Origin of the sequence: Cellvibrio sp. UBA7661 (assembly GCA_002483365.1) — a bacterium.
GTDB lineage: Bacteria > Pseudomonadota > Gammaproteobacteria > Pseudomonadales > Cellvibrionaceae > Cellvibrio.
Genome location: DLHT01000019.1, coordinates 68320 through 82094 on the forward strand (window position 1 = coordinate 68320; position 13775 = coordinate 82094).

The following is a 13775-nucleotide window of genomic DNA, read 5'->3' on the forward strand; positions in this document are numbered from 1 at the left end:
AGACAGCTTTACTTTCTACGTGGAGAAAAACTATGGCCTGGAATGAACCGGGAAAAGACAAAGACCCCTGGGGGGGGCGTGGTGGCAAGAATAATGATGGTCCACCAGACCTTGATGAGGCGTTCAGAAAATTGCAAGAAAAGCTGAACGGTATGTTTGGTGGAAATTCCGGCGGCGGTGGCAGAAGCTCCGGTAGCTTTGGTCCTTTGTTTGGGATTATTGCGGTGGTTGCTTTGGTTTTGTATCTGGGTGCCGGTGTATATCAGGTGGATGCCAAAGAGCGCGCGGTGGTTCTGAAGTTTGGTGCCTTCTCGGAAATAAAAACTGAGGGCTTGAACTGGAATGCGCCTTTTATCACTGAGGTGTACATAGTCAACGTAACTGGTGAGCGTCAGTATCCATCCCGCGGGCTTATGCTAACCGAAGATGAAAGTATTGTTGAGCTGCCAATCACTGTGCAATTCAACGTGTCTGATGTACGTGCCTACGTATTGAATGTGAAAGATCCTGAGATCAGTTTGCGTCATGCTACGGATTCTGCTGTGCGTCACGTGATTGGTTCCAGTGAATTGAATCAGGTCTTGTCTGAAGGTCGTCAAGCGATTGCTGCTGAAGTTAAGCAGCGTTTGCAGGCTTACATGGACTCTTATGGTGCAGGTATTCAAGTAATCAATGTCAACATTCAGGATGCTCGTCCACCTGAAGAAGTGCGCTCCGCATTTGATGATGTGATCAGGGCAAAAGAGGATGAAGCACGCTTGAAAAATCAGGCACAAGCTTATGCGAATGGCATCATTCCTGAAGCGCGTGGCCGCGCTCAACGTATGCTTGAAGAGGCGGAAGCCTACAAGGCAGAAGTTGTTGCTCGCGCAGAGGGTGAATCTGACCGTTTTGAAAGCCTGCTGACTGAGTATAAGCGTGCTCCCGAAGTGACACGTCAACGGCTTTATCTGGAAACTGTAGAAAGTGTGATGAAAAATTCATCAAAAGTGATGGTTGATGTAGAGGGCGGCAATAATATGTTGTATCTGCCACTGGATCGTATGGGTACCCGTTCCCCAGCAGTAGAGCCGCAAGCCCAAATGCCTGCAGAGAGCTATAACAGCAGGGCTACCCAGACTGTTGAGCCAACCAAGCCACTTGTTCGTCGGGAGATGCGCTAATGTCAACTAAAGGTTTTGCTTCATTAATTGCGTTGATAATCGTATTGCTGTTGGCATTTAACTCAATCTTTGTGGTTACAGAATATCAGCGCGCAATCAAGTTGGAGTTTGGTCGCTTGGTTGAGGCGGATATCAAGCCTGGGTTACATGTCAAAAAGCCTTGGGCCAAGGTGGCCAAGTTTGATGCGCGGATATTAACGGCAGATATGACACCCGAGAGCTTTTTTACCGTCGAAAATAAACGCCTGGTGGTTGATTCTTATATTAAGTGGCAGGTGAAAGATGTTGAAACCTACTACAAGGCAACCAACGGTGATGAGGCAACTGCTGAAAACCGTTTGGCTCAGCGCGTAGCAGATGGTTTGCGTAACCAGTTTGGTCGTCGTACTTTGCATGATGTTGTATCAGGTAAGCGCGATGAGCTGATGAGCGAAATTACTGCCAGTATCAATGTTGATGCAGTGAAGTTGCTGGGAATTGAAGTGAAAGATATTCGTGTCAAACGTATCGATTTCCCGCCAGAGGCGAGCCAATCTGTATTTGCCCGTATGGCTGCAGATCGTGAAAAAGAAGCGCGTGAATACCGTTCGCAGGGTAAAGAGCAGGCTGAAGTCATCAGTGCAGATGCGGACAAGCAAGTTGCGGTGCTGGAAGCTAATGCTTATCGCGATGCAGAGCGCATCCGCGGTGAAGGTGATGCGCTTGCTGCGGCTATTTTTGCTGAGGCTTACAATAAGGATCCTGAGTTTTACAGTTTTGTACGCAGCCTTAATGCTTATCGTCTGAGTTTCAATGGAAAAGAGGATTTGATGGTAGTTGACCCTAACAGTGATTTCTTCCGTTATTTGAAGGATCCGAAGGGTAAAAACTAGGTAGCTAATCGCCCGCATTGCGGGCGATGTTCTTTCATAGGGCATCTGTTTGCATTTGGCCTACAAATCCATCGGTAAACAGTGTTAAAATGCCGCAACCGAGCCAGGAGCTCGGTTTTTTTATGCGCGCTTGCTGGATAACCTGCATTTAACCCTGCATCTGGAACCTAGAGTCGCTTATGACCTACGCTGATCGCTGGCTGTTGCCGGACGGAGTGGAAGAAATCCTTCCGGCCGAGGCCAAAGCCATAGATAGTTTGCGCCGCCGTTTGCTGGATTTGTACAGCACTTGGGGCTACGACATGGTGATCCCACCATTACTTGAATACACTGACTCCCTGCTGATTGGCTTGGGACGTGATGTGGATTTATTGACCTTCAAAGTGACCGACCAACTCAGTGGTCGCACTTTGGGTATCCGCGCGGATATCACCCCGCAAACAGCTCGTATGGATGCCCATAGTTTTGGCCGCAATTGTGCCAATCGTCTTTGTTATGCCGGACATGTTGTCCATACAAGACCAAAAAATCCGTTGGCGACGCGCACCCCAATTCAGGCCGGCCTCGAATTTTATGGTGAATCGGGTATTGCTGCTGACATCGAAGTGGTATCCCTACTGTTGGAGTCCTTGCTGGTTGCCGGACTACCCAGACTGCATATCGATTTGGGGCATGTCGGCATCTATCGCGCTATAGCCGTTGATGCCGGACTGACAAAAGATCAGGAAGATACCTTTTTTGAACTGTTGCAACGCAAAGCAAGTACAGAAATTCGTAGCTGGGTTGCGTCAAACATTTCGGATACAACCAAAGCGCAGTTGTTTTTGGCTCTGCCTGGTTTGGCTGGTAACCGCAGTGTATTGAACAAGGCCCGTGAGCTATTTAATGGTGTCAAAGCTGCGCAAGCTGCAGTTGAGCAGCTTGATCAGGTTGCTACGGTTATCGAGCAGCGTTATCCATCGGTAGAATTCTATTTCGATTTGGGTGAGCTGCGCGGCTATCATTACCTGACCGGTTTGGTATTCGCTGCATTTGCCCCTGGTTATGGTAACCCCATCGCCAGCGGTGGCCGTTACGATCATATCGGTGAAGTGTTTGGGCGTGCGCGCCCGGCGACCGGCTTTGCGGTTGATATCACTGCTATTAGCAAATTGGGCTTGCTTTCCAAGTCGCCTGTTTCTGCCATTGCTGTGGTTGATACTGGTGATGAATTGCAATGGCGAGCTATCCAAAAACTGAGGCAAGGCGGGCAGCGTGTTATTGCCGTTAGCTGCAATGAAGATCTTGCCGAGCTGGGATGCGATCGCCAGTTATTGTTAAAAGATGGCCAATATCAAGTCATCGAGCTTTAATCAAACCGTTTTCTTTTTATCAAGCAAAGAGAGTTAAACCAGTCATGGGCAAGAACGTCGTGGTATTGGGCACCCAATGGGGTGACGAAGGCAAGGGTAAGATCGTAGATTTGTTGACAGATCAGGTCTCCCTGGTGACACGCTTTCAAGGTGGTCACAATGCGGGTCATACCCTGGTGATCGACGGTAAAAAGACTGTCCTTCACCTGATTCCATCAGGCATTTTGCGCGAAGGCGTAACCTGTTTGATTGGGAATGGGGTGGTGTTATCGCCTGAAGCCCTACTCAAGGAAATTGCAGGTCTTGAAGCAAATGGTGTAGCGGTGCGCCAGAATCTGCGCCTGTCACCGGCTTGCCCCCTTATTCTTCCCTATCATGTTGCGCTTGATCAGGCGCGTGAGTTGGCTCGTGGCGATGCTAAAATTGGCACCACCGGCCGCGGCATAGGTCCAGCCTATGAAGACAAGGTTGCCCGTCGGGGCTTGCGCCTTGGTGACTTGGCTGATTTGAAAAGTTTCGCGGTTAAGCTGAAAGACATCCTGTCTTACCACAACTTTGTGTTAACTAATTATTTCAAAGTAGAAGCTGTTGATTTCGATAAGGTGATGACTGATTGCAAAGCCTGGGCAGAGCAATTGTTGCCCATGATGGCGGATGTCACTGAGCAGTTACATACTGCCCGCGAGAACGGCGAGAGCATTTTGTTTGAAGGTGCCCAAGGTTCTCTGTTGGATATCGATCATGGTACATATCCGTTCGTGACCTCATCAAACACAACAGCTGGTGGTACAGCGACTGGCTCAGGTTTTGGTCCGCTTTATCTCGATTATGTGTTGGGTATTACCAAGGCTTATACCACCCGCGTAGGCTCGGGTCCTTTCCCGACCGAACTGGATTGTGAAATTGGCGAATATCTTGGCAAGAAAGGTCATGAGTTTGGGGCAACAACCGGCCGCAAGCGCCGCTGTGGCTGGTTTGATGCCGTTGCTGTACGTCACGCTAACCGCATCAACAGTGTCACAGGTATTTGTTTGACCAAGCTGGATGTGCTGGATGGCTTGGAAACGGTCAAAATCTGTATCGGATATCAGGATGCTGCAGGCAAGCCTGTTGTTGGCATGCCTTATGATGCTGATGGTTGGGCAGGAATCAAACCTATATACGAAGAAATGCCCGGTTGGAGCGAATCTACCGTAGGTGCCCAGTCATTGGATGCGCTGCCAGCTAATGCTCGTGCTTATATCCGCCGTTTGGAAGAGTTGATTAAAGCGCCGATTGATATCATTTCTACCGGTCCGGATCGGGTTGAAACGATTGTTTTACGCCATCCGTTCTCTGCTTAAATAGCAGCCTTCTGCCCCTCCCTAAAAGCCCGCTTCTGATAGCGGGCTTTTTTATTTACAAAATCTTCGCTCATCATTGAAGTCACAATTTGCTTTTGATTGATAGCGCTATCAAACATTGCTGCTTTTTATCAAAACATAAGCAAATTGTATGTTATTTATCTTATTGTCAAATTGACTTAACCGGTTACATTCGCATAATATTAGGCGATCCTAGGTATGAATCGCATAAAAGTATCGGGATAGGGTTGGTATTTAAATCCTTGATTTACAAGTTTTAAGTTTGACTGCCCGCAATAGGCATATAACAAAGTTACCTAATCATAAATTTAACAAAGGGGTTGGCCATGGTTTTTAATAAAAATCACAAGACCGAACAGCAAGCGATAAAATTCAAAAAATCCATGTTGGCGATGTGCATAATGGCGTTGAGTGCGCCCACTTTTGCACAAAATGACAGCGCTGCACCGGAGAGGGAAGAAGTCGAGGAGATGGTCGTTACCGGTATGCGTCAAGCACTGAGTACCGCCCAGGACATCAAACAAAATGCAGATACCGTAGTTGACTCAATTACTGCAAAAGATCTGGGATCTTTCCCTGATAAATCAGTAGGCGAGGCCTTACAGCGCGTTGCGGGGATATCCGTCAGCCGTTTTGCTGCGCCATCTGATACATCGCACTTCTCGGCAGAACCTGCCGGAGTGGTAGTTCGTGGCTTACAGCAAGTCCGTTCCGAATTTAACGGGCGCGATTCTTTCAGCGCCAATGCTTCACGTGGATTGAGTTGGGGTGATGTATCGCCCGAACTGATGTCTGGTGTTGATACCTACAAAAACCAGACTGCAGAGTTAATTGAAGGTGGTATCGCCGGTACCATTAACCTGCGTACCCGTCTTCCTTTTGATCAGGAAGGCGACCTGAAAGCCGTTACGCTCAACTACAACTACGGCGATCTGTCTAAAGAATACACTCCTGAGGTTTCCGCGCTTTACAGCACCCGTTGGGATACCTCTGCCGGTGAATTCGGGATTTTGGGCAACATTGCGATGTCCCAAATCGAAACGGCTTCACAGGGCGTCCAGTTGTTCCGTATTAACCGTTTCCGCGATACTTTCGGTGCCGATGCACCATCGTTGACCTACATTCCTGATGGTGTTTATTTCCGCGATATCACTTATGACCGCGACCGCCAAGGGATTGCGCTGGCTGCGCAATGGAAAGATCACGATGGCAAATACGAAGTCGCTTTCCAATACAATCGCTCCGAATACGAAAACAGCATGGAAGAGTATGTTGTTGCTACCGATATGGGTAATGCCTCGTTTGGCCAGAGCGTATTCTGGGAAGTTGAGGCGGGCAGCGACAAGATCCCTCTTCCTGCTGATGGTTCAGACCCATTCACGTTCGATGAAAGAGGCATGTTCCAGACCGGCGTACTGACCGCCCAACATGGTTGGTGGGGTGGCAGCAATGAAGAGTCCAAGCAGTTCGCGACTATGGCGAGCGGCTTGCCTTTGACCAATGTGTGTTTTGCCTGGAACGGTTGTACCGATGGCCCTGAGCCGGTTAACAGAGGTATGGGTATCCTGAGCACCACCCGCGCATCTGCCAGCAAAAACATGACCCAGGATTTTGGTGTCAATGTGAAGTGGGAACCAACCGATACGTTGCACGCTGTGTTCGATGTGCACTACGTAGACTCCACTGTTGATGGTTACGACATCAGTACCGACAACAAGAGCTTTGCAACCGCCGCTGTTGATTTAAGAGGCGTGCCTTCTTTGACGCTCTCAGCTCCGCCAAACCAAAACCTGAGTTCAGCGCTGTGGTCTGATCCTAACAACTATTACCTCGCCAATATCATGGATCACTATGAAGCAAGTGAGGGTGACGAGTTTGCCTTCAAGACTGCATTCAAGTTAGACATTGATTCCGGCTGGGTTGATTCGTTGAAATTTGGTTACCGTTTTGCTGATCGTGAACAGCAGATCAGAAATGCGGGTTACAACTGGAACGGTGTTTCCAACACCTGGACCAGTGGTGCCAGTGCCAGCTGGTTTAACTTGGATAGCGGTCCTAATGCCACAACGGGCTTTAAGGGCTATCCGGATGTATTCAGAACCAAAGAATTTGACGCAGGTGTAGGCACTCTTGCTACATCCGGTGGCAATATGGAATTTGTGTTTGCGGATGCAAAACTGCTGCAAGACCGCAAAGGCTGGGCGTCTTTGATGTCGAAAGATGCGCTGGGTATTCCAGATGGTTTTAATGGCTGGAACCCGATTTGTTCCGGCAAAGGTGATCGCAGTGATGAAGTTGACGGCACCTGCTTCGAACCAGCCGATATGGTGGATATCACCGAAGTGTCGAACGCTTTCTATGTGCAATTGCATTTTGGCGGCGATAATTTAAATCTCTTCGGCAAACCTATTACTGGTAACGTTGGTGTTCGCTATGTTGAGACCGAAGTGGAAAGCTCGGGCGGGATCAAGCTTCCGCAATTTACTGAAGCCGATCTGAAAGATGAACCGGTTGTCTCCGAGAACCCTGCGGAAACTCCACCAGTACCTTATACGCTGGGGCATTATTTATCGGCTGCGGATAAGGCCTACGCAAACGGTGCCAACATCCTTTCAAGCGCCACCACTACGCATCACAATGCATTGCCGAGCTTGAACATCAAGTATGAGCTCAACGATGAAATGTTAATGCGTTTGGCGATATCGCGTGCAATGGCGCGCCCTGATATCGGCAATATGCGTAATTACATTTCAATCAGCAAAACCGCTCCTTCAATTTCATCTGCAACAGATCCGCTGTGGATTAAAGATGCAAGTGGAAATATTACCGGTGCTGAAATCGTTTATACCGCGGATGCGCAAAACCCCTATCTGAAGCCAATCATTGCTGACCAGATTGATTTGACCTTTGAATATTATTTTGCGGCGGTGGGATCATTTACCGCTACAGCTTTTGCAAAAGAGTTTAAAGATTACATTCAATTCTCACGTTACAACCGTGAAATCACCAGCAACGGTATAACCAATACGGTTGAGGTGCGTGGCCCGGTGAATGGTGAAGGTGCAAAAATCAGCGGTCTTGAATTTGCATTCCAACGCTTCTTCGATTTTATGCCAGAACCATTTGATGGATTCGGTGTGCAAGCAAACTACACCTATCTGAAAAACGATGGTATTACCAATACCGGTATCAAAAACGATACATCCAACCCGGATGCAATTTCAGGACAAGCACCTGATAGCGTTAAGGTAGATCGTTTGGAAGGTCTGTCGGATCACACAGCCAACTTCGTGTTGATGTATGAGAAGAATGATTGGGCTGCCCGTGTAGCGTATAACTGGCGTTCCGAGTATATGATTACCGCGATCGATTGCTGTGTTGCTGTGCCTATTTGGACAGAAGCGACAGGTACAATGGATGGATCGGTGAAATATACTTTCAATGATAATGTTGAGGTTTCATTCCAGATTAGTAACATCCTGAATGAGCAAACTGTATTGACTCAACAAGTTCAAGACTACGATAAAGGTGGTTTGAGATTGCCGAATGCGTGGCATGAAAACGATCGCCGTTACACACTTGGTCTGCGTTTGAAGTACTAAGTTGTTTATATTGTTGTTGAAAAAAAACGCTGCTACCCTGTAGTGGCGTTTTTTATTTCTGGATTATAAAAATGTTAAAAAAACTGGAAATTGTTATCGTAGGTGGTGGTACCGCAGGTTGGATGTGTGCAGCTGCGCTGGCATCACTGGCCGGAGAAAAAGTGTGTAACATCACTCTCGTTGAATCCGATGAGATTGGCAGTGTCGGTGTGGGTGAAGCAACTTTGCCACACATGAAATTTTTCAATGATCGTATCGGGATTGATGAAGCCGATATGATGAAGCAGACCCAGGCAACCATTAAACTCGGCATACAATTTGTCGATTGGGGATCACTGGGAAATTCCTATGTTCACCCTTTTGGTAGCCATGGTGCGCGCATTGACGGCGTAGAATTTCATCAACAATGGGCGAGAGTCCGGCATCTGGATGCAATAAAACCTATCGATGCCTATTCTTTTGCAATCCAAAGTGCGTTGCAGAATAAATTTCAATTTCCTGGCCAAGACCAACAGAATATTAATTCTACGTTTTCCTATGCCTATCATTTTGATGCAGGGCTTTATGCGAATTATTTGCGGCGCTTTGCAGAGCAAAAACATGTTAAGCGCGTTGAAGGAAAAATAACCCATATCACCAATCATCCTGATAGCGGCAACATAGCGTCAATCCTGTTGGAGTCAGGTGAAAAAATCAGTGGCGATTATTTTATTGATTGCTCCGGCTTCAGGTCGCTCTTGTTAGGTAAAAACCTACAGGCACAGTTTGAAGATTGGTCCAAGTGGTTGGTGTGCGATAAAGCCTTTGCGGTTGCAAGTAAAGTAACCGATGAGCTTCCTCCCTATACACAATCAAAAGCCAAAGCGGCGGGTTGGCAGTGGCGTATTCCTTTGCAGCATCGCACAGGGAATGGTTATGTGTTTTGCAGCGACTTTATTAGTGATGATGAAGCGGCAAACTCTTTATTGCAGGGTATCAATGGCGAGGCGTTGTCCGAACCGCGGTTGTTAAAATTTACTTCAGGGCGGTATAAAAAATCCTGGACCAAAAATTGTATTGCTGTTGGTTTGGCGAGTGGATTTTTGGAGCCTTTGGAATCCACCAGTATTTATTTAATTAAGGCCTCTATATTAAATTTTATAAAGTTGCTGCCTGGTGCAAATCCGCAGCAAGCGATATTGGATGAATACAATCGTTTGATGGATATTGAATATGAGCGTATCCGTGATTTTCTGATATTGCATTATCACCTCAATCAGCGTGACGATTCAGAATTGTGGCGTTATTGCCGCGCAATGGAAGTGCCCGACAGTCTCAAAGAAAAAATACATCTATTCAAACATAGAGGTTATGTGGATTCTTATACCTACGGTTTATTTTCTGTGCCGAGCTGGGTGTCAGTTCTGGCGGGGCAAAACTTGGTACAAGAGGGAATGGATCCATTTGCATCAAAATTAAGCGTAGAGGCGGCAAGCCAAAAGCTGCAGGGTATTTATCAGAATATCGCCAGCGCACTTGATGATACGCCGACACACAAAGCCTTTATCGCAAATTACTGTTCTGCCAGGCCCTGAGGTATCACGCATGAGTAATGCTATTCAAAAAGTTGCAATCGTAGGGCGCGATGCAGATGCCTGGATTACTGCACTGTATTTGCAGCAGGCACTGGCGGGTGTCCAACCTGCGGTTGATATTGTATTGATTGAATTGCCTGCAGAATTAACCCGGCAGGATTTTTTCTCGGTTATCCCTGTTTATAAAATTTTGCATAAAGTATTGGGCGCGAATGAGCGAAAACTATTAAAGGAATCCAAAGGGCATTATTGTTTTGCGCAGCGCTTCTCTAATTGGTGCGGTGGCGCTGCACCCTATATGCATGCCTATGACCGTTTTGGTTTTGATTTTAACAGTGTTGATTTCTATCAGTATTGGCTCAAAGCAAAAGCGAATGGGTTGCAAGTGCCCCTTGAGGATTTTTGCCTGGGTGCAGCGGCAGCCAAGCAGCAAAAATATGTAGAGCCAGAGCGTGCAGCAAAAATCTTTTCGCGTGCTTCCTGTGGCTACCATTTGAGTGCTGTGGAATACGTGCAGGCTATTGCAAAAGGCGCAATAGCCAAAGGCTTGAAGCGCATACCTGCGCAGATTGCCCATGTGAATACCGAGGGTGAAAAAATAACATCTGTTGTGCTGGCAGACGGACAAACAATAACAGCCGATCTGTTTATTGATGTCTCAGGCACAGAAGCTGTTTTAATGAAAGCAGTAGAAAAAAATAATATTGAGCGATGGTCAGATTGGTTGCCTGTCGATCACATCATGGTCGCATCAGCACCGGTATTAAATTCACTGCCCTCATTTAGCCAGATATCAGCGTTTAAACATGGCTGGTTTGGAATCTATCCACTGTTGGACAGAACAGCAATTAACTTTGCCTATTCATCCAAAGAAGTGACCCCGGCTGCGCTTGCGGATCTTGCCAGCGTGTATACCGGCATGCCAATTATCGATGTAACGGATGTGCCTTTTTCCGCCGGTGCACGCAAAAAATCATGGGCTGGCAATTGCATAGCCCTAGGCGCTACTGCGGTGAGTTTGGAGCCGCTAGATGCCGTGCAGCTTCATCCTTTGCATATTGGTTTGTCTTTGCTGCATGAATTGTTTCCGAACAATAGTAGTGCCATGCCGGAAGCGAATGTGTATAACCAGAAGTTTTTTTCGTTTATGGAAAATGTCCGCGATTTCCAAATTGCGCATTACCATTTGAATAAACGCTATGACGAACCGCTGTGGGATTATGTTCGTCATATGGCGATTCCGGATTCCTTAAAACACAAAATTGATTTATTTGCGGCTCGCGGTGTGGTTTCCCTGAATGAAAACGAAACGTTTCTACAGGAAAACTGGACTTCATTATTTGTCGGGCAAAAATTGGAAACCACAACCTACGATCCATTGGTAGATGTATTGCCGGAACAAGAGTTGATTGAATATTTCCAAAAATTACTCTCGAATATCAAAAATGAAATACAACATATGCCCAGTATGCAGGCTTATGTTGAGATGAATTTAATGTGAGTATTAAAACGATGAATAAAAATAAGATCAGAAATATTGTGATTGTGGGAGGTGGAACCTCGGGGTGGATGGTCGCTTCTGTTTTTGCCAAAGTGTTGGGGTGCAATAATTACACGATAACGCTGGTCGAGTCAGAGCAGATTGGTACAGTCGGGGTAGGTGAAGCGACTATCCCAATGATTAATTTGTTTAACGGCATTCTCGGCCTTAATGAAGATGAATTTGTACGCGAAACCAATGCGACTTTTAAATTAGGGATCGAATTTGTCAATTGGGGAAAAATAGGCAAAACCTATTTTCATCCGTTTGGTTCATTGGGTGTGGACATGGAGGGTATTAGCTTTAATCATTTTTGGATGCGCTGGAAAAACAGCGGCGGCGGTTTGGATTACTCAAGGTTCAGTATTGAAACCGAAGCGGCACGCGCCAACAAATTTATCCGCACCAATTCAGAAACTGGCCCAGCGTACATGCCCAAAATTAATTACGCATTCCAGTTCGATGCAAGCCTCTACGCAAATTATTTGCGCCGCTATTCCGAATTGAGAGGGGTCAAGCGCACGGAAGGCAAAATTACCCAAGTAAAACAGCATGCCGATTCCGGATACATAGAGTCAGTCATACTGGAAAACGGAACGGTGATCGAAGGGGATTTTTTTATTGATTGCTCCGGTTTTAGAGGCTTGCTGATCGAACAAACCTTGAAAGCCGGTTATGAAGATTGGAGCCAATGGTTGCCGGTTAATAAAGCGGTGGCCGTTCCTTGTGAAAGCGCCGGGCCTTTGTTGCCTTTTACGCGCTCGACTGCGCAGGAATTTGGTTGGCAGTGGCGAATTCCATTGCAGCACCGCACCGGTAATGGTTATGTATTTTGCGATAAATTTTTAAGTGTCGATGAAGCGACTGAAACACTGTTATCGCGCTTGGATGGCAAGGCTACCGCATCCCCCAAAGTGTTGAGTTTTGTCACCGGCGTACGCAAAAAATGCTGGATTAAAAATTGTGTCGCGGTTGGCCTTGCCAGCGGATTTTTAGAGCCCTTGGAATCCACCAGCATCCATTTGGTTCAGGTTGTGATTGCAAAGTTGCTGACCATGTTCCCCAAGGACAATATCAGCGATTTTGTTGTCGATCGATTTAACCGCGAAATGTTGCATGAATATACTGACATCAAAGATTTTTTAATCGCGCATTACAAAGTGTCTGAACGGGAAGATACCGAATTCTGGCGCTACGTGAAGCATATGGATATTCCGGCAACGCTGCAGGAAAAACTGGATACCTTCCGCACCCGTGGCGATGTGATGGTTAAATTGGATGAATTATTCAAGGAGCAAAGTTGGTTCAGTGTGCTGGTGGGGCAGGGGTTATATCCGGAGTCATATCACCCGATTGCCGATGTGGTATCGGATGATGACTTGCGCGTCCGGCTTACCCAAATCCGCACCGGCATCCAGAATCGCTTGAACATGATGCCGACACATGAGCATTTTATTAGCGAGAATTGCCGGTCTGCAAAAAGCGTGTATTGAAATTGAAACCTATGGATTCCCGCGAGCGGGAATGACGTTCTGGCTACTCGTTCTGGTTAATAGTTTTGGTTACTAAAGAGTATCTGCATAAAAAAATAAACCCGGCATAAGCCGGGTTTATTTTTTTAAAAACACTTAACGTTGATTAAGGTTTCATGCGACGCGCAGCAAACAAGCCTGCCAAGCCCATCAGCATCAGCACGAAGGCTGATGATTCGGGTACTGTTTTGACGTTGAGACCGATAATCAAGTCATCGTGGTTATCGTCATCGTTGTAGCCACCTGTGTCATCAAAGAACAGGATGGCATCGTACTTAATACCTTTAAAGGTTGTGTCCAACGCAATCGCGAACGATACCCAGTGGTCTCCGTCATTGTTGCTGCCATTTGCAACGCTGGGCGGAAGTACTGCGCCACCAGTGGTGAACGTGAACGGGATAAGTGCACCCGCAGCGAAGTATTGGCTATACGAGAATGAACCGCCACCACCGGTGGTGATGAGGTTGGTCAGTGCGCCCGAAGTGAACTTATTGTTCCAGCCCGCTTCTTTGCCCAGGAATACAAATTCAAGATCCAGCACTGCATCCTGGTTTGCCTTGAGGTTTCCGCCAATGTTGTACATTTGGCCGGAAGGTAAGGCTGCCATTGATTTGCCGAATTTGAAGTCATTACTGTTTGCGACTACCTGGTCAGCATAAGGGCTGTCGATGTAAAGCAGTCCCGCGTGTGCGGCAAGCGAGCTCAGTGAAATGAGCACCGCAGCGGCGATTTTGATGAGTTTCATCTGAATTTTCCTTTGTCCATTAACTACATGA

At 46.9% G+C, this 13775-nt stretch carries 9 protein-coding genes; 8 read left to right on the forward strand and 1 reads right to left on the reverse strand.

What is annotated here, in order from left to right; genetic code table 11:
- Positions 1 to 32: 32 nt before the first annotated feature.
- The 8 genes from hflK to B2739_RS17755 all read left to right on the forward strand — a co-directional run bounded on the left by hflK (position 33) and on the right by B2739_RS17755 (position 12960).
- A complete protein-coding gene (gene hflK, locus B2739_RS17720) occupies positions 33 to 1163 on the forward strand; it encodes an FtsH protease activity modulator HflK (protein ID WP_331347167.1) in 1131 nt (376 codons plus the stop codon).
- The gene (gene hflC, locus B2739_RS17725; RefSeq protein WP_331347168.1) at positions 1163 to 2035 is read left to right on the forward strand and encodes a protease modulator HflC; all 873 of its coding nucleotides are present in this window, start codon (positions 1163 to 1165) and stop codon (positions 2033 to 2035) included. Before hflK ends, hflC begins: the two co-directional genes overlap by 1 nt.
- Positions 2036 to 2214: 179 nt before the next feature.
- The gene (locus tag B2739_RS17730) at positions 2215 to 3387 is read left to right on the forward strand and encodes an ATP phosphoribosyltransferase regulatory subunit (RefSeq protein ID WP_331347169.1); all 1173 of its coding nucleotides are present in this window, start codon (positions 2215 to 2217) and stop codon (positions 3385 to 3387) included.
- 44 nt (positions 3388 to 3431) lie between these two features.
- The gene (locus B2739_RS17735; RefSeq protein WP_331347170.1) at positions 3432 to 4730 is read left to right on the forward strand and encodes an adenylosuccinate synthase; all 1299 of its coding nucleotides are present in this window, start codon (positions 3432 to 3434) and stop codon (positions 4728 to 4730) included.
- A gap of 347 nt (positions 4731 to 5077) precedes the next feature.
- Complete coding sequence (locus B2739_RS17740) at positions 5078 to 8353, forward strand: TonB-dependent receptor (RefSeq protein ID WP_331347171.1); 3276 nt, start codon at positions 5078 to 5080, stop codon at positions 8351 to 8353.
- 71 nt (positions 8354 to 8424) lie between these two features.
- Positions 8425 to 9927, forward strand: coding sequence for a tryptophan halogenase family protein (locus tag B2739_RS17745; protein WP_331347172.1), 1503 nt, complete (start codon positions 8425 to 8427; stop codon positions 9925 to 9927).
- A gap of 10 nt (positions 9928 to 9937) precedes the next feature.
- A complete protein-coding gene (locus tag B2739_RS17750) occupies positions 9938 to 11428 on the forward strand; it encodes a tryptophan halogenase family protein (RefSeq protein WP_331347173.1) in 1491 nt (496 codons plus the stop codon).
- Between the two features lie 11 nt (positions 11429 to 11439).
- Positions 11440 to 12960, forward strand: a complete 1521-nt coding sequence (locus tag B2739_RS17755) for a tryptophan halogenase family protein (RefSeq protein ID WP_331347174.1) — start codon at positions 11440 to 11442, stop codon at positions 12958 to 12960.
- A 145-nt stretch (positions 12961 to 13105) separates the two neighbouring features.
- Here B2739_RS17755 and B2739_RS17760 read toward each other — a convergent pair whose 3' ends face one another.
- Positions 13106 to 13744: a hypothetical protein gene (locus B2739_RS17760; protein WP_331347175.1), complete on the reverse strand. Its 639-nt coding sequence runs from the start codon at positions 13742 to 13744 to the stop codon at positions 13106 to 13108.
- Positions 13745 to 13775: the final 31 nt, after the last annotated feature.

What these genes read in the sequence shown, in the direction of transcription:
- B2739_RS17755 (WP_331347174.1), top strand. Translation starts at nt 11,440, where the DNA reads ATGAATAAAAATAAGATCAGAAATATTGTGATTGTGGGAGGTGGAACC.
- B2739_RS17730 (WP_331347169.1), top strand. Translation starts at nt 2,215, where the DNA reads ATGACCTACGCTGATCGCTGGCTGTTGCCGGACGGAGTGGAAGAAATC.
- B2739_RS17745 (WP_331347172.1), top strand. Translation starts at nt 8,425, where the DNA reads ATGTTAAAAAAACTGGAAATTGTTATCGTAGGTGGTGGTACCGCAGGT.
- B2739_RS17735 (WP_331347170.1), top strand. Translation starts at nt 3,432, where the DNA reads ATGGGCAAGAACGTCGTGGTATTGGGCACCCAATGGGGTGACGAAGGC.
- B2739_RS17760 (WP_331347175.1), bottom strand. Translation starts at nt 13,744, where the DNA reads ATGAAACTCATCAAAATCGCCGCTGCGGTGCTCATTTCACTGAGCTCG.
- B2739_RS17740 (WP_331347171.1), top strand. Translation starts at nt 5,078, where the DNA reads ATGGTTTTTAATAAAAATCACAAGACCGAACAGCAAGCGATAAAATTC.
- B2739_RS17750 (WP_331347173.1), top strand. Translation starts at nt 9,938, where the DNA reads ATGAGTAATGCTATTCAAAAAGTTGCAATCGTAGGGCGCGATGCAGAT.
- hflK (WP_331347167.1), top strand. Translation starts at nt 33, where the DNA reads ATGGCCTGGAATGAACCGGGAAAAGACAAAGACCCCTGGGGGGGGCGT.
- hflC (WP_331347168.1), top strand. Translation starts at nt 1,163, where the DNA reads ATGTCAACTAAAGGTTTTGCTTCATTAATTGCGTTGATAATCGTATTG.